The sequence below is a fragment of the Microbacterium sp. Marseille-Q6648 genome, from assembly GCF_943181415.1.
Taxonomy (GTDB): Bacteria; Actinomycetota; Actinomycetes; order Actinomycetales; family Microbacteriaceae; genus Microbacterium.
This window is the reverse complement of the sequence record NZ_CALPBZ010000002.1, coordinates 160885-183696: the sequence shown is the minus strand read 5'-3', so window position 1 is coordinate 183696 and position 22812 is coordinate 160885. Positions and strand designations below refer to the sequence as shown.

General features: G+C 70.9%; 18 protein-coding genes. 8 read left to right on the top strand and 10 right to left on the bottom strand.

What is annotated here, in order from left to right:
* Positions 1-10: 10 nt before the first annotated feature.
* The 3 genes from NFR93_RS08475 to NFR93_RS08465 are packed head-to-tail and all read right to left on the bottom strand — an operon-like array spanning position 11 to position 2788.
* Complete coding sequence (locus NFR93_RS08475) at positions 11-748, bottom strand: cupin domain-containing protein (RefSeq protein WP_251451977.1); 738 nt, start codon at positions 746-748, stop codon at positions 11-13.
* Positions 745-1674: a DUF6807 domain-containing protein gene (locus tag NFR93_RS08470; protein WP_251451974.1), complete on the bottom strand. Its 930-nt coding sequence runs from the start codon at positions 1672-1674 to the stop codon at positions 745-747. The genes NFR93_RS08475 and NFR93_RS08470 overlap by 4 nt, the downstream gene beginning before the upstream one ends.
* The gene (locus NFR93_RS08465) at positions 1667-2788 is read right to left on the bottom strand and encodes a Gfo/Idh/MocA family protein (RefSeq protein ID WP_251451971.1); all 1122 of its coding nucleotides are present in this window, start codon (positions 2786-2788) and stop codon (positions 1667-1669) included. The genes NFR93_RS08470 and NFR93_RS08465 overlap by 8 nt, the downstream gene beginning before the upstream one ends.
* A gap of 155 nt (positions 2789-2943) precedes the next feature.
* Here NFR93_RS08465 and NFR93_RS08460 point away from each other — a divergent pair, with 155 nt between their 5' ends.
* The gene (locus NFR93_RS08460) at positions 2944-4002 is read left to right on the top strand and encodes a LacI family DNA-binding transcriptional regulator (protein ID WP_285814571.1); all 1059 of its coding nucleotides are present in this window, start codon (positions 2944-2946) and stop codon (positions 4000-4002) included.
* 48 nt (positions 4003-4050) lie between these two features.
* Here NFR93_RS08460 and pgm read toward each other — a convergent pair whose 3' ends face one another.
* Positions 4051-5694: a phosphoglucomutase (alpha-D-glucose-1,6-bisphosphate-dependent) gene (gene pgm / locus NFR93_RS08455; protein ID WP_251451966.1), complete on the bottom strand. Its 1644-nt coding sequence runs from the start codon at positions 5692-5694 to the stop codon at positions 4051-4053.
* 82 nt (positions 5695-5776) lie between these two features.
* On the opposite strand from pgm, the gene pheA reads away from it, so the two are divergent.
* Complete coding sequence (gene pheA / locus NFR93_RS08450) at positions 5777-6736, top strand: prephenate dehydratase (RefSeq protein WP_251451963.1); 960 nt, start codon at positions 5777-5779, stop codon at positions 6734-6736.
* Positions 6737-6862: 126 nt separating this feature from the next.
* Here pheA and NFR93_RS08445 read toward each other — a convergent pair whose 3' ends face one another.
* The 4 genes from NFR93_RS08445 to NFR93_RS08430 all read right to left on the bottom strand — a co-directional run bounded on the left by NFR93_RS08445 (position 6863) and on the right by NFR93_RS08430 (position 11611).
* The gene (locus tag NFR93_RS08445) at positions 6863-7894 is read right to left on the bottom strand and encodes an LLM class flavin-dependent oxidoreductase (protein ID WP_251451961.1); all 1032 of its coding nucleotides are present in this window, start codon (positions 7892-7894) and stop codon (positions 6863-6865) included.
* 243 nt (positions 7895-8137) lie between these two features.
* Entirely contained in the window at positions 8138-9499 is a 1362-nt protein-coding gene (locus tag NFR93_RS08440; protein WP_251451959.1) for a cryptochrome/photolyase family protein, read from the bottom strand.
* Positions 9500-9605: 106 nt separating this feature from the next.
* On the bottom strand, positions 9606-10610 hold the full coding sequence (locus NFR93_RS08435) for a LacI family DNA-binding transcriptional regulator (protein WP_251451956.1): 1005 nt from the start codon (positions 10608-10610) through the stop codon (positions 9606-9608).
* Positions 10607-11611, bottom strand: a complete 1005-nt coding sequence (locus NFR93_RS08430) for an acetylxylan esterase (protein ID WP_251451953.1) — start codon at positions 11609-11611, stop codon at positions 10607-10609. Before NFR93_RS08430 ends, NFR93_RS08435 begins: the two co-directional genes overlap by 4 nt.
* Positions 11612-11793: 182 nt before the next feature.
* Between NFR93_RS08430 and NFR93_RS08425 the strand changes: the two genes are divergently transcribed.
* The 5 genes from NFR93_RS08425 (at position 11794) to NFR93_RS08405 (ending at position 18418) form a co-directional block, all read left to right on the top strand.
* Entirely contained in the window at positions 11794-12804 is a 1011-nt protein-coding gene (locus tag NFR93_RS08425; protein ID WP_251451950.1) for an ABC transporter permease, read from the top strand.
* 41 nt (positions 12805-12845) lie between these two features.
* On the top strand, positions 12846-13757 hold the full coding sequence (locus NFR93_RS08420) for a carbohydrate ABC transporter permease (protein WP_251452993.1): 912 nt from the start codon (positions 12846-12848) through the stop codon (positions 13755-13757).
* Positions 13758-13809: 52 nt separating this feature from the next.
* A complete protein-coding gene (locus tag NFR93_RS08415; protein ID WP_251451947.1) occupies positions 13810-15495 on the top strand; it encodes an ABC transporter substrate-binding protein in 1686 nt (561 codons plus the stop codon).
* 116 nt (positions 15496-15611) lie between these two features.
* The gene (locus tag NFR93_RS08410; RefSeq protein WP_251451944.1) at positions 15612-17639 is read left to right on the top strand and encodes a beta-galactosidase; all 2028 of its coding nucleotides are present in this window, start codon (positions 15612-15614) and stop codon (positions 17637-17639) included.
* Positions 17640-17722: 83 nt separating this feature from the next.
* Positions 17723-18418: a DUF624 domain-containing protein gene (locus NFR93_RS08405; RefSeq protein ID WP_251451941.1), complete on the top strand. Its 696-nt coding sequence runs from the start codon at positions 17723-17725 to the stop codon at positions 18416-18418.
* Here NFR93_RS08405 and NFR93_RS08400 read toward each other — a convergent pair.
* The gene (locus NFR93_RS08400) at positions 18412-20385 is read right to left on the bottom strand and encodes an alpha-glucuronidase (protein ID WP_251451938.1); all 1974 of its coding nucleotides are present in this window, start codon (positions 20383-20385) and stop codon (positions 18412-18414) included. The genes NFR93_RS08405 and NFR93_RS08400 overlap by 7 nt on opposite strands.
* A gap of 14 nt (positions 20386-20399) precedes the next feature.
* A complete protein-coding gene (manD, locus tag NFR93_RS08395) occupies positions 20400-21632 on the bottom strand; it encodes a D-mannonate dehydratase ManD (protein WP_251451935.1) in 1233 nt (410 codons plus the stop codon).
* Between the two features lie 104 nt (positions 21633-21736).
* Here manD and NFR93_RS08390 point away from each other — a divergent pair, with 104 nt between their 5' ends.
* A complete protein-coding gene (locus NFR93_RS08390; protein WP_251451932.1) occupies positions 21737-22741 on the top strand; it encodes a LacI family DNA-binding transcriptional regulator in 1005 nt (334 codons plus the stop codon).
* The last annotated feature ends 71 nt before the right edge of the window (positions 22742-22812 follow it).

Here is a 22812-nt window from a genome sequence, read left to right as displayed (position 1 = left end):
GCTCGAGTCCTCAGTCCCCTTCGGCTGAGGACTCGGGCCATCGCCATGTCTGCAGGCGCCCGCACATGCCGAACCCGCGGGGCCCCGGGGTGCGCTCGCCGCGGGCGACGGACGCCTCGGCGAGGAGCCCCGGCATCCCCTCGGCCAGCCGCTCCAGCTGATCGCGGGTGCGGTCCGTCTCGGCGCCGACCGTCTCGCGCCACAGGCGCTGCCAGTGCGCCGCCTTGGGCTGCACCAGGCGTGCCGCGCGGGCGTGCAGGTCGGCCAGTGCCGCGTCGCCGCGCGCCTCGAGGTCGTCGAGCAGCTGCAGGTAGCCGCGCATCGCCAGGTCGCGTCGCGCGCGGGCCGCCTCGGCGCGGGTCACGTCGTCGCCCTCGGGCAGCGCGGCTGCCGTCGCGTACGCGACGGGGTCGTCGAGAACCGCGGCGGGGAAGGTCAGGACGGCGTCGCCCGCCTCGGGCAGGCCGGCGTTCTGCATCACCACGACCAGCTCCAGATCGCCGTGGTTGACCAAGCGATGCACGGTGCCGGGCGAGAACCACACGATCTCGCCCGGGGCGAGGGGATGGATGCCGCGCCCGGCGCTCGAGACGGTGTGGACCTCCCCGCTGCCGCCGGTGACGATGTACCCCTCGCTCGAGGCGGTGTGCAGGTGCGGCGATCCGCCGCACCGCCCGTCGGCGGCCTCCCAGTCGTAGACCTTCAGCCCGCTGACGGCCACGCCGCCGGGGAAGAGGGGAGTGGTCACGGCGTAGCCGCGGGGGCGAGTCCGGCAGCGCGGTCCCGCACCTCGTCCGGCGTCCACACCCGGTCGCCGAACACGTGGCGGTGGGCGAGCGAGACCTCGGCGTCGGGGGCGAGCGCGATCACCTCGTCGAAGGACGGTGAGGGGCTGAGGACCGGGAACGGCTCGCTGCGGACGAACCACTTGATGGCCGGCGCACCGGTCGACGCCCCCGCGAAGGCGAGGATCGTGCCGCCGCCGTCGAACTCGTCGTGCTCGCCCGAGAACGCCACCCACTCCGCCTCGGTGCCCATCAGCGCCTCCGCGCCTTCGCCCTGGGGGGACAGCACGCGACCGCCCGTCCACGCGCGCGGCATCCGGATCACGAAGCCGGTGTACCCGGCCGCGGGGCGTCCCTCGGTCGTGGGGCTGCCGAGTTCGAGGTCGCGACCCGAGATGTTCCGCAGCGTCGTGCTGAAGTCGAGCTGCCAGAAGCCCCGCGAGAGGTCGAGGCCGTGGAAGCGGTGCGTGCGGGTCTCGCGCAGCCACTCCTGGCCCGCCTGCGTGATCCAGGTGAGCTCCTCGGTGAAGCCCACCTGGGTGCCGGACTCGGCCACGCTCGTGAAGCGCTCGTGGCGCATGCGGCCGACGTTGTCGAGCTGCCGGTACCCCTCGTCGCGGCGGAACGTGGGTCCGCCCCAGAAGTTCTGGCCGGACACGTGCGTCCACGTCATCTGCAGGCCCTTGTGCCACCGGTGGTCCCACGGGCGGAAGGCCGTCAGCGGGGCTCCGGCGAGCGTCCGCAGCGGGTGGAGGAAGGGCTTGGGCCCCTCCGAATCCGCCCCGCCCGGGTCGAAGGCGTAGCGGGCGATATCGGTGCCGGCGGCCGTGACGATCGCGTCGGTGTCGCCGATCCGCAGGGTGAAGTCGGGTGCGGTGGACTCAGACAAGGACCGCCCCCTTCCGGAAGGCGCGGGTCGCGGCATCCGGATCACCCCCGTGCATCGCCTGGGCGAACGGGTCGTCGGCCGTCAGTTCGTCGCGGCGCACCGGTCGGCCGAGGATCGCCGACTTGTACATGCCGGCGATGAGCTCCAGGCTGCGGCGGCCGTCGGCCCCGCTCGCGGGCGGACGCTCACCGCGACGGAAGGCGTCCACGAGCACGCGCAGCTGTGCGGCGTGCGAGCTGGCCTCGTCGGTGTCGGGCTGCCAGTCGGCCGCGGCCGCGGGGTCGACGTGGTCGGCGGACGTCCAGCGCCAGTGGGAGTTGTCGTAGCCGTACACGTGCTCGAGTTCGACGGTGGCGTCGTCGAAGTCGAAGCGCAGCAGGCTGGACTCGCGCGGCGAGAGCAGGCTGTTGGTCATGACGCACATCGCGCCCGAGGCCATCCGCACGATGGCGGCCGAGACGTCCTCGGTCTCGGTGCGGCGGGCGAGCGTGCCCATCATGGCGGTCACTTCGCTCCAGTCGCCGAGGATCGACAGGGCCAGGTCCATCTGGTGGATGCCGTGACCCATCGTGGGGCCGCCGCCTTCGGTGGCCCACTTGGCGCGCCACGGCACCTCGAAGTAGGCGTCGTTGCGGTACCACAGCGTGTGGCACTGGGCCACGCGCATGGCGCCGAGGGTGTCTTCCTCGACGTGGCGGCGCAGGCGCCGGGCGGCTGAGCCGAATCGGTGCTGGAAGACGTACGACGCGTACGGGCCGGCGTCGCCCTCGTGGGCGGCCATCTCGTCGTAGTCGGCCAGCGACAGCGCTGGCGGCTTCTCGCACCACACCCACGCACCGGCATCGAGTGCGGCGATCGTGGCGTCCTTATGCGCGCCGGGCGGTGTGGCGACGACGACCAGGTCGGGCCGGGATGCCGCCAGCATCGCGTCGACGTCGGTGTAGACGTCGGGCACGCCGAACTCGTCGGCGACCTCACGGGCACGGGCGGCGTCGATGTCGACCACGGCGACGATGTCGATCTCGTCGGCGAGACCGGCCAGGGCCGGCAGGTGGATGCCGCGGGCGATGCCGCCGGTGCCGACGACGGCGGCGCGGAGGTGGGTGGAAGGCATGGGGGAGGGACTCCTCGATTTAGTGATCGTTCACTTTCTGTCTGCTACGGTAGTCGCGCGGCTCGGCCCGGGTCAAGCCGCTGCGGAAGGCGGAGGGCCATGGCGAGCGGATCCGACGCGACGGGTGTCGGCGTGAACGGTTCTGGCGCGGCGGGATCGGGCGCGGCGGGGTCCGGGGCGGTCGGGCCGGGGCGGCTGGGTCGGGGGCGCGGGCCGCGACCCTCCGCGACGTCGCCCGGGTCGCCGGTGTCTCCCACCAGACCGTGTCGCGGTACCTGCGGCACAACGGCGGGCTGAAGCCCGCGACCGTCGCCGCCATCGCCGCCGCCATCGAGCAGCTCGACTACCGGCCGAACCTCATCGCCCGCTCCATGCGCACCCGCCGCTCCGGGCGCCTCGCCATCCTGCTGCCGGGTGCGGCGGACTGGAACCCCGGACGCCTCATCGGCGCAGCCGTGCGCGCCGCGCACGAGGCGGGGTTCACGGTCGAGGTGCTGAGCGTCGAGGGTGGCCAGGACGCCCGCGCCGACCGCGCCCGCGAGCTCGCCGCCTCGGGGCAGGTCGAGGGCATCCTGGCCTTCACCCCGCTTCCGGCCGACCTGCTCGGCGCGTACGCGGGCACCCAGATCTTCGCCTCGGCCGACTACGACGACCGCATGCGCACGATCGGGGGACTCGCCGACGGCGCTCCGGTGGAGCAGCTGGTGACGCGGCTGGCGGAGCTCGGCCACCGGCGCTTCGCCCATGTCACCGGCCGCCTGTCGTACGCCTCCGCGCGCTCCCGGCGCGAGGTGTTCGTGCAGACCGTCGAGCGGCTCGGTCTCGAGGTCGTTCTCGTCCACGAGGGGGATTGGACCCCGGCATCCGGACGGGAGGCCATCGAGGCCCTGGCGCGGCTGTCGCCCCGCGCGCCGCGGGCTACGGCTGTCGTCGCCGCCAATGACGTCGTCGCGGCGGCGGCGATCCGGGCGGCTTCGGAGCGGGGCTGGCGCGTTCCGGACGACCTCAGCATCACCGGGTGGGACGACCACGTCGTGGGTGCCCTGCTCTCACCGGCGCTGACGACCGTCGACGCCGACTACGAGAGGATCGGCGCCGACGCCGTGGCCCGTCTGATCGCGGCTGTCCGCGGCGACGAACCCCCTGCCACCGCCGGCGCCCCCGTGCACCGCGTCATCTGGCGCGAGTCCACCGGCCCCGCCCCGGCCCCGTAGCCGCGCCCCTGCTGACCGCCCCGGTCCGGGCCAGCGCCGCGGACAACGTCAGGCGTCGCCGAGGGCCGCCGAGACGACGGCGCGCGCCTCCTCCTGCACCTGCGCGAGGTGCTCGGGGCCGCGCAGCGACTCGGCGTAGAGCTTGTAGACGTCCTCGGTGCCGGAGGGGCGCGCGGCGAACCACGCGTGCTCGGTGACGACCTTCAGCCCGCCGATAGCCGCGCCGTTGCCGGGTGCGTGCGACAGCTTGGCGACGATGGGCTCGCCGGCGAGCTCGGTCGCCGTCACGGCTTCGGGCGAGAGCTTTCCGAGCGCCGCCTTCTGCGCGGGGGATGCCGGGGCGTCCACGCGCTGGTAGGCCGACGCGCCGTACTCGGCCTCGAGCTCGCCGTACCGCTGCGACGGCGTCTTGCCGGTGACGGCGAGGATCTCGGCTGCCAGGAGGCAGAGCAGGATGCCGTCTTTGTCGGTCGTCCAGACGGTGCCGTCCTTGCGCAGGAACGAGGCTCCCGCGGACTCCTCGCCGCCGAAGGCGACCGATCCGTCGAGCAGCCCGGGGACGAACCACTTGAAGCCGACAGGCACTTCCAGCAGCGTCCGGCCGAGAGAGGCCACGACCCGGTCGATGATCATCGAGCTCACCAGCGTCTTGCCGACCGCGGCGTCCTGCGGCCATCCCTCGCGATGCGAGTAGAGGTAGTCGATCGCGACGGCGAGGTAGTGGTTCGGGTTCATCAGCCCGGCGTCGGGGGTGACGATCCCGTGCCGGTCGGCGTCGGCGTCGTTACCGGTGAGGATGTCGTATCCCTCGCGCTGCGCGACGAGCGAGGCCATCGCCGACGGCGATGACGGGTCCATGCGGATCTTCTCGTCCCAGTCCAGCGTCATGAACCGCCACGTCGGATCGACCTCGGGGTTGACCACCGTCAGATCGAGGTCGTACATCTCGCCGATGAGCGCCCAGTAATCCACCGAGGCCCCGCCGAGCGGGTCGGCGCCGATGCGCACGCCCGCGGCGCGGATCGCGTCGACGTCGATGATGTTCTCGAGGTCGCGGACGTACGCCTCGCGGAAGTCGTACTGGCCGAGCGCGTCGGCGTCGATGTCCTTGTAGAGGGTGCGGGCGACGCCCTCGAGCCCCGCGGCGATGAGCGCGTTGGCGCGGTCGGCGATCCAGCCGGTCGCGTCGGTGTCGGCCGGTCCGCCGTGCGGCGGGTTGTACTTGAATCCGCCGTCGCGCGGCGGGTTGTGGCTGGGCGTCACGACGATGCCGTCGGCGCGACCGGCATCATCGGCATCCCGGCCCTTGTTGTAGGCCAGGATCGCGTGACTGAGCGCGGGAGTGGGCACCCACGAGTCGCGCGCGTCGACGCGGACGTCGACGCCGCCGGCGACCAGCACCTCGATGGCGGTGCGCTCGGCCGGCAGCGACAGGCCGTGTGTGTCGCGGCCGAGGAACAGCGGCCCCGTGATGCCCTGCTCGCGCCGGTAGTCGACGATCGCTTGCGTCGTGGCGAGGATGTGCGTCTCGTTGAAGCTCGTCGACAGCGACGAGCCGCGGTGGCCGCTCGTGCCGAAGGCCACCCGCTGCTCGGGAACCGACGGATCGGGTCTGCGGTCGTAGTAGGCGGAGATCAGCTCATCGATGTCGATGAGGTCCGAGGCTTCGGCGGGCTGTCCTGCGCGACTCATGGCACCAGTCTGCCCCGGATCGCGCCGATCCGCGCCCACTGTGACGCGGATGGCGGCAACTGCACCGTTTAGGCTGGACCGCGTGACAGACGTGCCCCCCGCGACGACCCGACGCACGTACAGCTATCTGGGTCCGGCGGGCACCTTCACCGAGGCGGCTCTGGCGCAGGTTCCCGAGGCGCGCGGCCAGCAGTGGCGGTCGGTCCGCAACGTCGGCGAGGCCCTCGCCGACGTCGTCGAAGGACGCGCGCACGCCGCCGTCATCGCCATCGAGAACTCCGTCGACGGCGGTGTCTCGACCGCGCAGGACGCCCTGGCCACGATGCCGGGTCTGCGCATCGTGGGGGAGTACCTCGTCCCCGTCGACTTCGTCCTGGTGGGCCGCCCCGGCACCACGCTCGCCGACGTCTCGCTGGTCGCGGGGCACCCGGTGGCCTACGCGCAGTGCCTGCAGTGGCTCACGCGCACCCTCCCCGCGCACGCGCACATCCCCGCCGCGAGCAACGTCGCCAGCGCGATGGGACTCCTCGACGGCACGAGCGATGCGGATGCCGCCATCGCGGCCCCGGGCATCCTCGACCACCATGAGCTCGAACTGCTCGCCTCGGGCATCGGCGACAACCCCAACGCGGTGACCCGGTTCGTGCTGGTGAGCCGGCCCGTCACGCCGCCGCCGCCCACCGGGGCCGACAAGACCTCGCTCATCGTCGAGCTGCCCGATGACCACCCGGGTGCCCTGCTGGAGATGCTCGAGCAGTTCGCCACCCGCGGCATCAACCTGTCGCTGCTGGCGTCCCGCCCGATCGGCGACGAGCTGGGCCGCTACCGGTTCGTCATCGACGCCGACGGGCACATCGAGAACGAGCGCATGGCCGATGCGCTGCTGGGACTTCGCCGCTTCAGCCCGAAGGTGATCTTCCTGGGGTCGTACCCGCGGGCCGACCGCGCCGTCGTGCACTACCCCGAACGGTACGCCGACGACGTGTTCGTCGAGGCCCGCGACTGGCTGCGCGGACTCATCAGCGGCGAGCCCGAGGTCTGAGCCGGGCAGAGGTCTCGGTCCGCGACCGGCGGCCGGAGTCCGAGACCCGCGGCCAGGCGGAGTCCGAGACCCGCGGCCGGCCCGAGTCCGAGACCCGCGGCCGGGCGCCCGAGATCTGAGCGCGGCTCAGGCGAGTGCCGCCGCGAGGAGCTCGAGCGTGCGGGTGCGGCCGGGGGCGGCATCCATCGGCTCGCCCTCGTAGGCGCCCGCGATCGGCGAGATCATGACCTCGTCGACACCATGGCGGGCGGCGAAGGCGGTGAGCTCGGCGGCGACCTCGTCGCCCGTGCCGACGAACCACGTTGCCCGCGCGGCGGCCATGATCTGCGTGCCGAGACCGTCGAACTCGTCCGCGGTGGCGAGCACGTGCTCCACGGTCTCGGACGGCACGAGCGGCCGGTTCATGCGCAGTCTCGCCATCATGCGCTGATTCGGCAGCGACCGGGCCTCGGCTTCTTCGCGAGTGGGCGCGGCGACGGCATTCACGGTGAGGAACGTACGCGGCCGGGGGAGGGACTCGCTCGGCTGGAACTGCGTCCGGTACAGCTCGAGCGCGCGCTCGAGGCCCTGACCCGAGAAGTGATTCGCGAACACGTACGGCAACGACAGCGAGGCGGCCAGCTGCGCGGAGTAGTCGCTGGATCCGAGGAGCCACACCTCCGGCACCCCCGATGCGGCCGGCGTCGCGCGGACGTCGTACGTTCCGCCGGAGGTGTAGCGCACGGTCGCGCCCTCGGGCGAGACCAGCGACAGGATGTCGCGGACATGGTCGGGGAACCGCTCGACGTCGCTCGTCGTTCCGGACTGGCGCAGCAGCTGGGTGATGACCGGGTCGCTGCCGGGAGCGCGGCCGAGACCGAGGTCGACGCGTCCCGGCGCGAGGGCCTCGAGGGCGGCGAACTGCTCGGCCACCACCAGAGGGCTGTGGTTGGGGAGCATGACCCCGCCCGACCCGACGCGGATGCGCGGGGTGCGGGCGGCGGCGGCCGCGACCAGCACCGGCGGCGTGGTCGAGGCCACCGCGGGCATGTTGTGGTGCTCGGCGAACCAGTACCGGCGGAACCCCAGACGGTCGGCGGCGGCGACCAGGTCCAGCGACGACGCGATCGCCTGTGCGCTGGACTGGCCGGTGCGCACCGGCACGAGGTCGAGGATCATAACTCCTGCACCTCCCCGCGCCCGGGCCTGCCCCCGCCGCGGAATCCCGCGGATCCAGGATTGCAGCCCGCGGCTCAGGGCCGCTGGCTGCAGGAGTTGTGATCCTCTCGAGCCGGCGAGACACCGGAATCCGGATGCGGCCGCGACCGCGGGCTCCGGAATCCGGATCCGGCCCGACCGGGGACTCCGGAATCCGGATGCGGCGCCGACGGCAGAATCCGGATGCTGCGCCGGCACCCGGTCCTACCGGGCCCGCTTCACCGCCTCGTAGGCGTCGAGGGCGGCCTGGCGGGACCGCTTGAGGTCGACCAGCTGCTCCAGACCCGCGCTGTCCGGGGCCCACTGCCGCACGTACTCGCCGTGCTTGTCGAACTTCTCGGCCTGCAGCTCGGGGTTGAACACGCGGAAGTACGGGGCGGCGTCGGCTCCCGACCCCGCGACCCACTGCCAGTTGAAGGGGTTGGAGGCGGCATCCGCGTCCACCAGGGTGTCCCAGAACCACTCTTCGCCGCGCCGCCAGTCGATCAGCAGGTTCTTCACCAGATACGACGCGGTCACCATGCGCACCCGGTTGTGCATGACACCGGTGTGCCACAGCTCCCGCATTCCGGCGTCCACGAGCGGAACGCCGGTCCGCCCCTTCTGCCATGCCTCGAGGTGCGAGGGCGTCAGGCGGGGCCAGGCGAAGGCGTCGAACTGGGAGCGCCAGTTGCGGGTCGCGAGGTCGGGGAAGTGGAAGAGGGTGTGCCAGGCGAACTCGCGCCAGCCGAGCTCGGACAGGAACCGCTGCGTCGGCCCGGGATGACCGTCCGCCGCGGCGGAGTGGATCGTCTCGTGCCACACCTGGTACGGGCTCAGCTCGCCCCACCGCAGCCGCGGCGACAGTCCCGACGTCACGCCGGCCGCCGGCTCGTCGCGCGAGCGGTCGTAGTCAGCGAGGTCGTCGTCGAGGAACGCGCGCAGCCGCCGGCGCGCGGCGGGCTCGCCGGGCTCCCACGTCTCGCGCAGCCCGCCCGCCCAGTCCGGCGTCGTCGGCAGCAGGCCCCAGTCCTCGAGGTCGTCGCCGTCGGGTTGCGAGCGCGGTCCGGAGATGTCGCGCGGCTCCGGCAGCGGCGCGCGGGGCGCAGGCAGGTCGCGGCACGCTTTCCAGAAGGGGGTGAACACCGAGTACGGCTTGTCGGCGCCGGTCCGCACCGTCCAGGGCTCGAAGAGCAGGGATGCCGCGAACGACGCCACCTCGACGCCGGCGTCGCGCAGATCGGACTTGATCCCGGCATCGATGTCACGCTCGGGCAGGCTGTACCGGCGGTTCCAGAACACGGCCCCGGCGTCCGTCTCGGCCACGACGGCCGGCACGACCTCGGCGGCCGGCCCGCGCCGGAGGAGGAGGGCCGCGCCTCGCTCGGCGAGCCGCTCGCCGAGCGAGGCGAGACTGTGGTGCAGCCACCAGCGGGCGGCGCCGCCGAGGGGTCGGACGCCGTCGGACTCCTCGTCCAGCACGTACAGGCACACGACGGGTTCGCCGCGGTCCAGGGCCGCCCGCAGCGCGGGGTGATCCGCCAGTCGCAGGTCGTCGCGGAACCACACGATCGAGGGGCTCGTCATGCCCTCCATCCTGTCGCCCCCGCGGGAGCCGAGGGCGGGCTTGACATCCCGGATGCCGGTGGGCGCGGCATCCGCGGAGCGGACGCCGACGGGTCGCGTGCCCCGCTCAGGCGGGCGGGGCCGTGCTCTCGCGCACCACGAGGTGGGTGGCCAGGTCCATCCGCAGCGTCTCGACCGGGGCGCCGTCGGCGAGCCGCAGGGCCAGGCGCGTCGCCTCTTCGCCCATGCGCCGCAGCGGCTGGTGCACCGTCGTCAGCTGCGGCGAGAGCCATTGCGAGAGCGGGATGTCGTCGTAGCCGACGATCGACAGGTCGCGCGGCACCTGCAGTCCCGCGGCCGAGGCGGCGGAGATGACGCCGAGCGACTGCAGGTCGCTGCCGGCGAAGATCGCGGTCGGCCGCTCGGGGAGCGACAGCAGCTCGCGGGCGATCGCCTCGCCGCCGGCGGGGTGGAAGTCGCCGAACCGCACGAGCGCGGGGTCGATCGGGATGCCCGCGGCGTTCATCGCCGAACGGTAGCCGTCCAGCCTCGCCAGCGAGCACATCATGTCCTCCGGTCCCGAGATCGCGGCGATGCGCCGGTGCCCGAGCTCGATGAGGTGGCGCGTGGCCATGAGTCCGCCCGACCAGTTGGCCGAGCCGACCGACGGCACGTCGGGCGCCGGATCGCCGGCGGGATCGACGATGACGAAGGGGATGCCGCGCGAGCGGAGCTTCTCGCGGCGGTGCGGAGCGATGTCCGAGAACACCAGCACGACGCCGAGCGGACGCCGGCGCAGCACGCCGTCGATCCAGTCCGCCGACGGAGCGTGACGGTCGCCGCTCACGGTGAGGACCACTGACAGTCCGGCGGCGTGCGCGACCTCCTCGACGCCTTCGATGACCTCCATCGACCAGCTGGACTCGAGCTCGTGGAACACCAGCTCGATGTAGTCGCTGCGCTGCGCGCCCGCACGCCGCGTGTAGCCGTGGCGCGCGAGATGCTCCTCGAGGCGGGTTCGGGTGGCCGGAGCGACGTCCGACCGGCCGTTGAGCACCTTCGACATCGTGGCCAGAGACACGCCCGCTTCGGCGGCGATCTCGGCGAGCGTCACGCGCTGCGTGTCGGTCATGCGTTGATCCTAGAGTCCGCCGCGGCGGGGGCGGCCGAGAGGGCGCGGCGCAGCCACGCGGCCTGCGCGACCCAGTGCGCGCCCTCGCCGCCCTCGTGGCCGTTCCACGGATAGGCCACCACCTCGGCGCCCCCTCGCCACCAGTTCGCCGCCGCGTAGACGGTCGACGGCGGCGAGATCGTGTCCATGTGTCCCGAGCCGAACAGGGCGGGGGAGCCGGCCCGACGCGCGAAGTTGACGCCGTCGAAGTACGACAGCGTCTGCATGACCTGTGCGGTGCGCGTGCGATGCACCGAGAGGTATCGCGTGATCTCGGCGTGGGGATCGGCATCCGTGAGGCCGACGGCGCGCGGCAGATCGCACAGGATCGGCGCGGTCGGCAGCGCCCCCACCAGGCCGCCGCTGAGTCCTGCCGCGGCGATGGCGATGGCGCCGCCCTGGCTGTTGCCGGTGACCGCCACGCGGGCGGGGTCGACGTCGTCGAATCCCCGCACGGCGTCGACGGCCCGCACGGCGTCGACGAAGACGCGTCGGTAGTAGTACGTCTCGGGGTCGAGGATGCCGCGGGTGAGGAAGCCGGCCGCTGCCGGTCCCGAACCGTGCGGATCGGGGGTTTCGCCGCCCGCCCCCCACGTGCTGCCCTGGCCGCGGGTGTCGACGATGAGCTGCGCGAAGCCCGCCGCCGGCCAGTGCAGGCGCTCGTGGGGGAGCCCTCGGCCACGGCCGTAGCCGACGAACTCGACGACCGCGGGCAGCGGATCAGGGCGGTGGCGGGGCATCACCAGCCAGGCGCGCACCGGGTCGCCTGCGAAGCCCGGGAAGGTGACGTCCGCGACATCGACGAGCGCGAGGCCCGCGTCGAAAGGATGCCGCTCCGCAGGTCGATCGACCGCGCGAGCCTCGCTGATCGACGAGGTCCAGAAGGCCTCGAAATCGTCGGGCCGGGGAACCTCCGGCCGATACTTGCGGAGATCGGGCTCCGCCATGTCGAAGCGCGCCATCGCACCATCCACCCCTCTGAGAAGCGATTTCACGGCAGCTTCGCACGGTGGCTTCCCTGTCGATAACAATACAATGAAAACGTTGACATTCGTCGTGGTGCGGGTTAAGTTCGACTCGTATCGCAGGTGATGCCGAAACTTTCGACCCGGGTCGGAGAGCTCGGACAAGCGCAAGGAAGCGGATGTCGATCAACAACAGCGTCGTCGAGGCCGAAGCCGTCGAGCTTCGATCCGAGAAGGACGACACGAAGGCCGAGGGCCGCCGGCAGAAGCCGCCGCGCTCCCGGAACACCACCACGTGGCGCAAGGCGCTGACCCGCGACTGGCGGCTCTATACGCTGCTCATCCTGCCGCTCGTCTTCCTCCTCATCTTCCGCTACGTGCCGATGGCCGGGAACATCATCGCGTTCCGACGCTTCCGTCCCGGCGGCAGCATGTTCGGCGACGAGTGGGTCGGGTTCCGCTACATCGAGCTCTTCATCAACGACCCCACATTCTGGCGCGCGTTCTGGAACACCGCGATGCTCGGCGGGCTGACCCTGCTCATCGTCTTCCCGCTCCCGATCATCCTGGCGCTGATGTTCAACGAGCTGCGCTCGCGGCGGTTCAAGCGGATCGCGCAGTCCATCTCGTACCTGCCGCACTTCATGTCGATCGTGATCGTGGCCGGCATGGTCCTCCAGCTGACGGCGCTTCGCGGTTCCATCAACCAGGGGATCGAGTTCTTCGGCGGCGAGGCGATCCCGTTCATGCAGCTGCCGGAGTGGTTCCGGACGATCTATGTCAGCTCCGAGATCTGGCAGACCGTCGGGTGGGGCACGATCCTCTACCTGGCCGCGCTGACCACGATCGACCCGCAGCTGTATGAGGCGGCCCGCATCGACGGTGCCAGCCGATGGCGGCAGATCTGGCACGTCACGCTGCCGGGCATCCGGCCCACGATGGTCGTTCTCTTGATCCTGAACATCGGGACCTTCATGGCCGTCGGCTTCGAGAAGGTGCTGCTGCTGTACAACCCCCTGCTGTTCCCGACGGCGGACGTCATCTCGACCTACCTGTACCGGGTCGGCATCATCTCGAGCAACTTCTCGTACGCCACCGCCATCGGCCTGTTCGAAGCGCTGATCGGCCTGACCTTGATCCTGTCCGCGAATGCCATTTCGCGCCGAACCGTGGGGACGAGCCTGTGGTGACCACCGATGCGACCTCGAGCCTGCGCACCGTTCCGCGCCGGATGTCCGAGCGCCTGTTCCGCCCTCAGACCCAGGGCGGCATCAAGGACTCGCGCAGCTACACCGTCTTCCGCTACATCAACGCCGCCCTGATCGTCGCGATCTGCTTCGTCACGCTCTACCCGTTCCTCAACGTGGTCGCACAGGCGTTCAGCTCCGAGGCGTACATCAACTCCGGCCAGGTGAACCTGATCCCGAAGGGGTTCAACGTCACGACGTTCGGATACGTCATGGGCGACGCGATGTTCTGGCGCAACTACGGCAACACGGTGATCTACACCGTCGTGGCCACCGCCATCGCGATGGTCCTGACGACGACCTTCGCGTACGCCCTGTCGAAGAAGCATCTGAAGGGGCGGGCGTTCTTCATCGGCGTCGCCGTCTTCACGATGTTCTTCAACGGCGGTCTGATCCCGAACTACATCCTGATCAACACCCTCGGCTTCAAGAACACCATCTGGGCCATCGTCATCCCCAACGCCATCAGCGTGTTCAACCTCCTCGTCATGAAGGCGTTCTTCGAGAACTTCCCCGAAGACCTCGAGGAGGCCGCCGCGATCGACGGACTGAACACCTACGGCATCCTCTGGCGGATCGTGCTGCCGCTGAGCAAGGCGGTGATCGCGACCATGGTGCTCTTCTACGCGGTCTCGTTCTGGAACTCCTGGTTCACGGCATTCCTCTACCTCGACGATGCCGATATGTACCCGGTGACCGTATACCTGCGGAATCTGCTGGCGGCCACCATGGGCACCGAGGCACTCGGGGCGGGCGGATCCGGCGAGGCCTCTCAGGTGGCGTCGAACGTGAAGGCCGTCACCATGCTCCTCACGGTGCTGCCGATCGTCTGCCTCTACCCGTTCATCCAGAAGTACTTCGTCTCGGGCGTCATGCTCGGCTCGGTCAAGCAGTGAGCGCTGCCAACCGGTGAGCGACGACGTCGTCAACCCCACGAAAGGAAACACCATGTCACAGCAAGGACACTCGCCCGCGCGACGGCGCGCTCGGCGGGGCGCGATCCTGGCCACCACGGCGGTCGCCCTCGGCGCGCTCATCCTGTCGGGATGCAGCGCATCCGGCGGAGACGACGTCGCAGAGGGCGGCGAGTTCGACTTCACCGGCAAGGATGTCGCGGCGATGTCGGACTACGGCGTCGGCGACACCTTCCAGGCGACGGAGCCGGTCGAGTTCGGCCTCTTCTACCGCGATCACCCCAACTATCCGCTCGACGAGGACTGGCTCATCCTCGAGCAGCTCGCCGAGAACCAGAACGTCTCGTTCGACTTCGTCAGCGCCCCGCTGGCCGAATGGGACCAGCGCAAGTCGCTCGTGATCGGCGCGGGTGACGCACCCGACATCATCTCGGTGACCTACCCCGGGCAGGAGGTCTCGTTCGTCTCGGGCGGCGCGATCCTGCCGGCGAGCGACTTCGTCCAGTACATGCCCAACTACATGGACAAGGTCGAGAAGTGGGACCTCGAAGAGGACCTCGACCAGCTGCGACAGGAGGACGGGAAGTACTACGTCTTCCCCGGCTTCCGCGAGCAGCCGCGTCCGGAATACTCCTTCGCCGTGCGCAGCGACATCTGGGAGGAGCTGGGGCTCTCGCTCGAGCCCGCCACGTTCGACGAGCTGCGCGATCAGCTGCGCACCGTCAAGGAGGCCTACCCCGACGCCTACCCGATGACCGACCGCTGGTCGGCCAACGGACCGATCGAGGGGACGCTCGCCTTCGTCTCTCCCAACTTCGGCACGTCTGCCGGCTGGGGCTTCGGCGAGGGACTGACGTGGGACGGCAGCGAGTTCGTCTACACCGGCGCCACCGACGAGTACCGTGACCTGGTCGAGTTCTACGCCTCGCTCGTGGAGGAGGGGCTGCTCGACCCCGAGTCGCTGACACAGGACGACGATCAGGCCGTGCAGAAGTTCGCATCGGGCTCGGCGATGTCGATCGGCACCAATGACCAGGAGATCGTCCGCTACCGCACCACGGTGGAAGAGCTCGGCACCGACGCCGAGATGGCGATGATCCGGGTTCCGGCGGGTCCGGCCGGTGACAACTTCCAGTCCGGCCAGCGCCTCATCAGCGGCTTCATGCTGTCGTCCGAGGTCACCGAGTCCGAGAACTTCCTCGCACTGCTGCAGTTCCTCGACTGGCTGTACTACTCCGACGAGGGCCTGGAGTTCGCCAAGTGGGGCGTCGAGGGCGAGACCTACACCAAGGACGGCGATTCCTACACGCTGAACGAGAACATCACCGCGATGGGACTGAACCCCGACGCGCCCGAGAACCTCCAGGCCGATTACGGCTTCTCCAACGGAGTGTGGACTCTCGCGCACGGCTCGTCGCTGATCCTGGACCGGTCGATGCTCCGCGAGGAGACGCTGGAGTTCCTCGACGCGATGGAGAGCAAGACCGTCCTCGACCCGCCGCCGCCGGCGCCGCTGAGCGAGATCGACCGCGAGCAGGTGTCGCTCTACCAGTCCGCGCTGAAGGACCACGTCTACCAGAACACCGCCGCGTTCATCCTCGGCCAGCGGTCGCTGGACGAATGGGACGCCTACGTGGCCGAGCTCGAGGGCATGAACCTGCCGCAGTACCTCGACATCGTCAACCAGGCGCAGCAGCGGTACGCAGAAGAGAACGGCTGATCCGCGATGCGGTCCGCTCCCTCGGGGGCGGACCGCATCCTGCTGTTCCCCGACAGGATGCCGGAGCGGCCGCTGCGGCATCCTGAAGACCCGCACGAGATCGGAGCACCGCCCCCATGACCCTCCCCGTGACCGACCGCATCCCCTACGGCGGCGACTACAACCCCGAGCAGTGGGACGAGGCGGTGTGGGACGAGGACTACCGCGCCTTCGATCTGGCGCACATCGACCTGCTCACCGTGGGGGTGTTCACCTGGTCGCTCACGCAGCCCGATGAGGACACGTACGACTTCACGGTGCTCGACCGCATCCTCGATCGAGCCGAGCGCGAGGGCCGGAAGGTGTGTCTGGCCACGGGAACGGCGGCGGTCCCCCCGTGGCTCGCCCACCGGCATCCGGATGTCTGCCGCACGGACTTCGAGGGGCGCCGCCACCTGTTCGGCGTGCGGCACAACGCGTGCGCGAGCTCACCCGCCTACCGACGGCTCGCGACCGAGATGGCCCGGCGCATCGCGGGGCGGTACGGCGACCACCCGTCGGTGATCGCGTGGCACATCAACAACGAGTACGGCGGGGTCTGCTACTGCGACCTGTGCGCGGAGGAATTCCGCACCTGGCTTCAGGAGCGCTACGGCTCCCTCGACCGTCTCAACGAGGCGTGGAACACGACATTCTGGTCGCACCGCTTCACCGAGTGGGCGCAGATCGTGCCGCCCAACATGCTGTCGGAGCACTGGCGCGGTCCCAACCACACCGCGTTCCAGGGCATCACCCTGGACTACGCCCGGTTCAACACCGACAACATCCTGCGCACGTTCCGCGAGGAGAAGGACGCCATCCGGGAGTCGTCCGACCTGCCGGTGACGACGAACATGATGGCGATCTACCGCCACCTCGACTACCACCGCTGGGCCGAGCACCTCGACTTCGCGTCGTGGGACAACTATCCGACCGACGGCTCGCCGGTCTCGCGCATGGCGCTCAGCCACGCCCTCATGCGCGGCCTCAAGGGCGGTCAGCCGTTCTGGCTCATGGAGCAGACCCCCACGATGACCGCCACCCGCGACTACAACCCGGTGAAGCGTCCCGGCATCATGCGCCTGTGGTCGTGGCAGGCGATCGCGCACGGATCGGATTCGGTGCTGTTCTTCCAGATGCGCCACAGCAAGGGCGCGTCGGAGAAGTACCACGGCGCGATCCTCAACCATGCGGGCCGCACCGACACGCGCGCGTTCGCCGAGATCGCCGAGCTCGGCGCCGAACTGGAACGGGTCGGCGACGTGCTCCTGGGTGCGCGCACGCCCGCGCGCGTGGCGGTGCTGTTCGACTGGGACAGCTGGTGGGCGCTCGAGATCACCGACGGGCACAGCCGCGCGGTGGGCTACGAGAAGCAGCTGGTGGCCTACCACGAGGCGCTCTGGCAGGCCGGTGCCGTGCTCGACGTGGTTCCGGTGACCGCCGACCTCAGCGGTTACGACGTCGTGGTCGCCCCGTTCCTGCACATGCTCAAGGGCGACATCGCCACGCGGCTCGAAGACGTCGCCCGCCGCGGCGGCACGGTCGTCACCACCGTCATGTCCGGCCGCGTCGACGAGGACGACAACGCCTTCCTCATGGACGTCCCCGGACCCCTGGGGGCGCTGACCGGCGTCCGCGTCGACGAGACGGACTCGCTTCCGCCCGAGACCGCCAACACCGTGGTGCTGACCCGCGACGGCTCCGAGGAGGTGCGTTCGGCCGCGCGTCATGTCTTCGACGTCGTGCAGCCGCAGGGCGCCGAGACGATCGGGGTCTACACCGAGGACTTCTACGCCGGCACCCCCGCCGTCACGCGGCACGGTTTCGGCGAGGGCAGCGCGTGGTACGTGGCGACGTGCCTCGACCAGGACGGCGTGGACTGGGTGATCCGGCAGGCGCTGGCCGAGCAGGGCCTCGTGGGTCCGTTCGCCGACGTCCGCGACCTCGAGCACACCACCCGCGCGATCGACGGGCGCCGCTACGAGTTCCTCCTCAACCACGCCGCCGAGACCGCGACGGTCGCCGCGCCGTGGGAGGGGACCGACATCCTCTCCGGACGGTACGTCGCGGAAGGGGAGCAGGTCGAGATCGCGCCCGCCGGCGTGGTGGTGATCGCGACGCGATGAGCGAGGCGGCTGAACCGGGCTCCGACGCCGGGCGCCGGCGCACCGGACCGAGCGAGGCCGGCGGACCGGGCAGGATGGAGGGCATGAGCGGTCCCCCCGGCGCAGCCGACCCCCGACGCGGACCGCTCGGCCGGGTCACGGCGGCGTTCTACTGGTTCCTCGTCGTCGAGGGCGCCTTCCTGGTGGCCGCGTCGCCGGGCCTGATCGGCATCCTGCTCCTCGACCGCTCGCCGGGGAACATTCCGCTGTACGCGCTGTGCCTGGTCCCGCTGGGCCCCGCCTACTCCGCCGCCTTGTCGACCATCGAGGTCCGCCATCGCGCCGACGACCTGTCGCCGTGGCCGCGGTTCTGGCGCGCGTGGGCGCGCAACCTCGTCGATGTGCTGCAGGTGTGGGTGCCGGCGCTCGCGGGGGCGACGATCCTCGGTCTGACCCTGGCGTTCGGTCCGTCCGCCGGCGTCGACGGATTCTTCCGCGGAGCCGCGGTGGTGTTCCTCGTGGTCGGTGCGCTGTGGAGCTGGAACGCGCTGATCATCGCGTCGCTGTTCCGCTTCCGCGCCCGCGACACCGCGCGGCTCGCGCTCTACTATCTCGCCGCGAAGCCCCTCGTCACGCTCGCGGCGCTGTCGTTCCTCGTGCTCGCGACCGCGGTCGTGGCGTTCACCTCCGATGTCGTCCTCGCCGCACTCGCGGTGCTCTTCGCCGCCTTCGCCCTCGTGAGCGCGCGGCCGATGATCGCCGACGTCACCGCGCGCTTCGTCGCGGCATCCGATCAGTAGATCTCGCGCCCGCGCTCGTCGGTGACCCCCGACTTGCGGAAGAAGTACGTGTTGATCTGGTCGCGCCACTCGCGCGCCGACCGTCGCTGTTCGACGAAGCGCTCCCGGACGCGGTCGTGGACGTCATCGGGGACGTGTCCCCGCAGGTCGTCCCACGTCGCGGCCATCTCGTCCACGCGCTCCACGCCCGCGAAATGGGTGTCGTAGATGTGCTGGATGACGGTCGCGCCGCTGTGCAGCCGATGCCCGTACGGCACGTGGTGGAAGAACAGCACGAGCTCGTCCGGAACCGTCTCGAGCGACTCGTACGTGCGCGCCCACGGCTCGGGGTACTGGCCGGCGTACCCGGTCCCCGTCGCCACGGTGCGGTCGACGCCCACCCCGTCGCGGTCGGCGAAGTGGTAGGTGCCCCACGGCGAGTACTCGTAGCCGTCGACGTCGGGACCGTAGTGCCCGCGCAGCGGGCTGACCATGAATCCGACCCCGAGCGGTGCGGTGTAGGACTCGTACGTCCGCCACGAATCATCGAGGATCGAGCGGATGCCGCGGCGCGCGGCCTCGTCATCGCCGAACGTCAGCGCGATCCACTCGTCGAGGATCGCCCTGGGATCGAGCGCGGGATCCCACGTCAGCCGCCCGTACGCGTACAGGTTGGCCTGCGCGAGCGGATGCCCCGTCCAGAACGCGTCGTCGCCGACGTTCGACACGGCCGCCATGCCGCCCTGCACGATGTCAGAGAGGGGAGCTGCGTCCGGACCGAACGGGGCGAAGTCGAGGACCTCGCGCCACTGCGGCGCCAGGTACACCGCGTGGCGCTGCTGGCCGGTGTACTCCTGGGTCACCTGCAGCTCGAGCGCGACCTTCGTGTGCGCCATCGCGGGGATCACGGGGGAGACGGGCTCGCGGGTCTGGAAGTCCACCGGCCCGAACTTCACCTGCAGCACGACGTTGTCGTCGAACCGGCCGTCGAGCGGGGCGAAGGTGTCGAACGCGGCGCGCGCGCGGTCGGTGGAACGGTCGCGCCAGTCCTGGCGGTGGTTGTAGACGAACGCGCGCCAGTGGACCAGACCGCCGTGCGGGGCCAGGGCACGCGCGAGCATGTTCGCCCCGTCGGCGTGGTCGCGGCCGTAGGCGTAGGGGCCCGGCTGCCCTTCGGAGTCCGCCTTGACGAGGAAGCCCCCGAAGTCGGGGATCCGGGCGTACACGGCGGTCGCGGCATCCTCCCACCAGGACGCCACGTCCTCGTCGAGGGGATCGGCGGTGTCGAGGCCCCCGATCGTGAGCGGTGCGGCGAAGCTCACCGCGAGGTGCGTGCGGATGCCCCACGGCCGGAACAGGTCGGCGATGCGGACGACCTCGCCCAGATCCTCGGTGAGCAGCAGCGCCTCGCGACGCCCGACGTTGACGTTGTTGATCGCCACGCGGTTGATTCCGACCGACGCGAGCAGCCGCGCGTAGCGCGCCACGCGTGACAGGTCGGCGCGGACGCGCCCGTCCTCGTAGAAGATCGACCCGCCGGCGTAGCCGCGTTCGACCTGGCCCATCACGGGATGGATCGAGACGTTGTCCCAGTGGTCGAGCATGCGAAGCGGATGCCGCGGCTCGCAGCGATCGGTGCCGTCGCCGGACTCGTGCAGCGAACGGCGAAGGTGGTCGAACCATCCGTACAGCGCCCCGGACGCTCCGCCGTAGACGACGACCGCGCGGCCGTCGCGCTGAGTGTGGACGAAGCCCTCGGGCCCGAGACCGTCGAGGTCGAGAGGCTCCTCCCAGGCCGTCCCGGCCTGCGCGGCGGGGACGATCGTCAGGTCCGCCCGGTCGCCGGGCCGCGCGGTCGTCATCCCCGCCCGTTCCGCCTCGGCCCGCACCGTGTCCAGCAGCATCCCGTCGCCGATGACGGCGATGCTCCTTCCCCGCACGGCCCGAGAGACCTCGTCGGGCAGCCACATCGCGTGCTCATTCGTCATGTCATGTTCTCCGATCACCAATCGTGCACCGTCCCGTCGATCAAGCGCGCCGCCGGAAGGTAGGCGGCCTCGTAGGGGAATCGCGCGGCAGCGTCGTCGTCGTAGTCGACGCCGAGTCCCGGCTCGTCGCCGGGGTGCATCATTCCGTCCTGGTACGTCCACGACGTCCGGAACACCTCGTGCGCGAGGGGCTGGTGCGCCATGTACTCCTGGATGCCGAAGTTGTGGATCGCCAGATCCAGGTGGAGGGCCGCCGACATGCCCACGGGCGAGATGTCGGTCGGTCCGTGGCTGCCGGAGCGGATCTGATGGAGCGCCGCGAGGTCGAACACGCGCCGCAGGTGGGTGATGCCCCCGGTGTGGGTCACGCTGGCCCGGACGAAGTCGATCAGCTGCTCTTGGATAAGGGGCGCGAAGTCCCAGATCGAGTTCATGACCTCGCCGATCGCGAGCGGTGTCACCGAGTGCTGTCGTACGAGGCGCAGCGCCTCGGGATTCTCGGCCGGCGTGCAGTCCTCGAGCCAGAACAGGTCGAACGGCTCGAGATCGCGTGCCAAGCGCGCGGCCTGCATGGGGGTGAGGCGGTGATGGGCGTCGTGCAGCAGTGCGATGTCGGGGCCGAACTCCGCGCGCGCCCACTCGAACATGCGGGGCATGTAGCGCAGATACCGCGCGGAGTCCCACCCCTCCTCGACGGCGAGTCCGGCCCGCTTCGCGGGCTCGTACGCGTACCGACCGCCGGTGCTGCGGCCCGACGAGATGCCGTAACCCGAGCCCATGCCGGGCACCGCCACCTGGAGCCGGATCGCACGGTATCCCTCCGCCAGCCGCGCCCGGACGGAGTCGCCGAGGTCCTCGAGGTCCGCGCCCGAGGCGTGCGCGTAGACGAGGGCGCCGGTGCGCGAGGCGCCGCCGAGCAGCTGGTAGACGGGCAGTCCGGTCAGGCGGCCCTTGATGTCCCACAGCGCCATGTCGACGGCGGCGATCGCCGTCATCGTCACGGGACCGCGCCGCCAGTACGCCGAGCGGTAGAGGAGCTGCCAGGTGTCCTCGATGCGGTGCGCGTCCCGCCCGATGAGCAGGGGCGCCACATGGTCTCGCAGGTAGGAGGCCACGGCGAGTTCACGGCCGTTCAGGGTGGCGTCTCCCAGCCCGACCACGCCGTCCTCGGTGGTCAGGCGCAGGGTCACGAAGTTGCGCGACGGACTCGAGACGAGCACCTCGGCGCTGCGGATGGTGGCGGTCATCGCGGTCTCCTCACGAGGGGGACGTTAGGATCAGAGGGTCCTGACGGCGTCGTCCCGCTTCGCGCGGTGGACGGGCCGATTCCGCTCGAGCGAGGTGGTCGCGCATGGTGACCGTCCACGACGTCGCCCGGCTGTCGGGCGTGTCGATCGCCACGGTCTCGCGGACGCTGCGGGAACCGCAGGTGGTGTCGGCCGAGACACGCGAGCGGGTGCAGGCGGCCATCGACGCCCTCGGCTACCGCCCCAACCGCGCCGCACGGAGTCTTCGTCGCGGGCGGACGGGTGTCGTCGCCCTCGTGGTCCCCGACATCGAGAACCCCTACTTCGCGGCGCTCACGAAGGGCGCGCAGGCCGCCGCGCGCGCCCAGGGGTACGGACTGGTGGTCGTCGACACCGCCGAGCAGGCGGACGTCGAGGCCGAGGAGCTCACCGCCCTCCGCTCGCAGGTCGACGGTGTGATCCTGGCATCGTCGCGCCTTGAGGACGACGCGCTGCTCGCCGTTGTGCAGGCCGTGCCCTCCGTGCTGATCAACCGGGACCTGGGCGAGCGGGCCCCGCTCACCCCTTCGGTCACCATCGACGAGCAAGCCGGCGTGCGCGCGGCCGTGGACCATCTTCGCGGGCTCGGGCACCGCCGTCTGCTGTACGTCGGCGGACCCGACCGGTCGTGGTCGCAGGGGCGCCGCCTCGCGGGCATCCGGGAGGCGGTCGCCGAGGCGGAGGACACTGTGCTCGTGGAGCTCAACGGCACCGAGCCGACGTCGGCGGGCGGTCGCCGCGCCGCTGCGGCGGTGCGCGAGGACGGCGCGACCGGCGTCATCGCCTACAACGACGTCGTCGCCCTCGGGCTGCTGGCCGGGTGGGCGGAACTCGGGGTCGGGGTGCCGGGCGACATCAGCGTGATCGGCTTCGACAACACCTACGTCGCCGAGCTCTCGACCCCCGGTCTGACGAGCGTGGGCGTCGACCTGCGCGACATGGGCGGCTCGGCGGTGGACCTTCTCCTGGCCCGCGTCGACCGCGCCGACGCCCACGCCGAGGTGCGCCGCCTCATCGTGCCGACGCTCGTTCACCGCGGCTCGACGGGCGCGCGCACCGCCGCGATCTGACGTCGTCGTCACCGGCATCCGCACCCTTGCTTTCGAAACTGTCGCCTGTAATGTAAACGTTAACGTAGGCG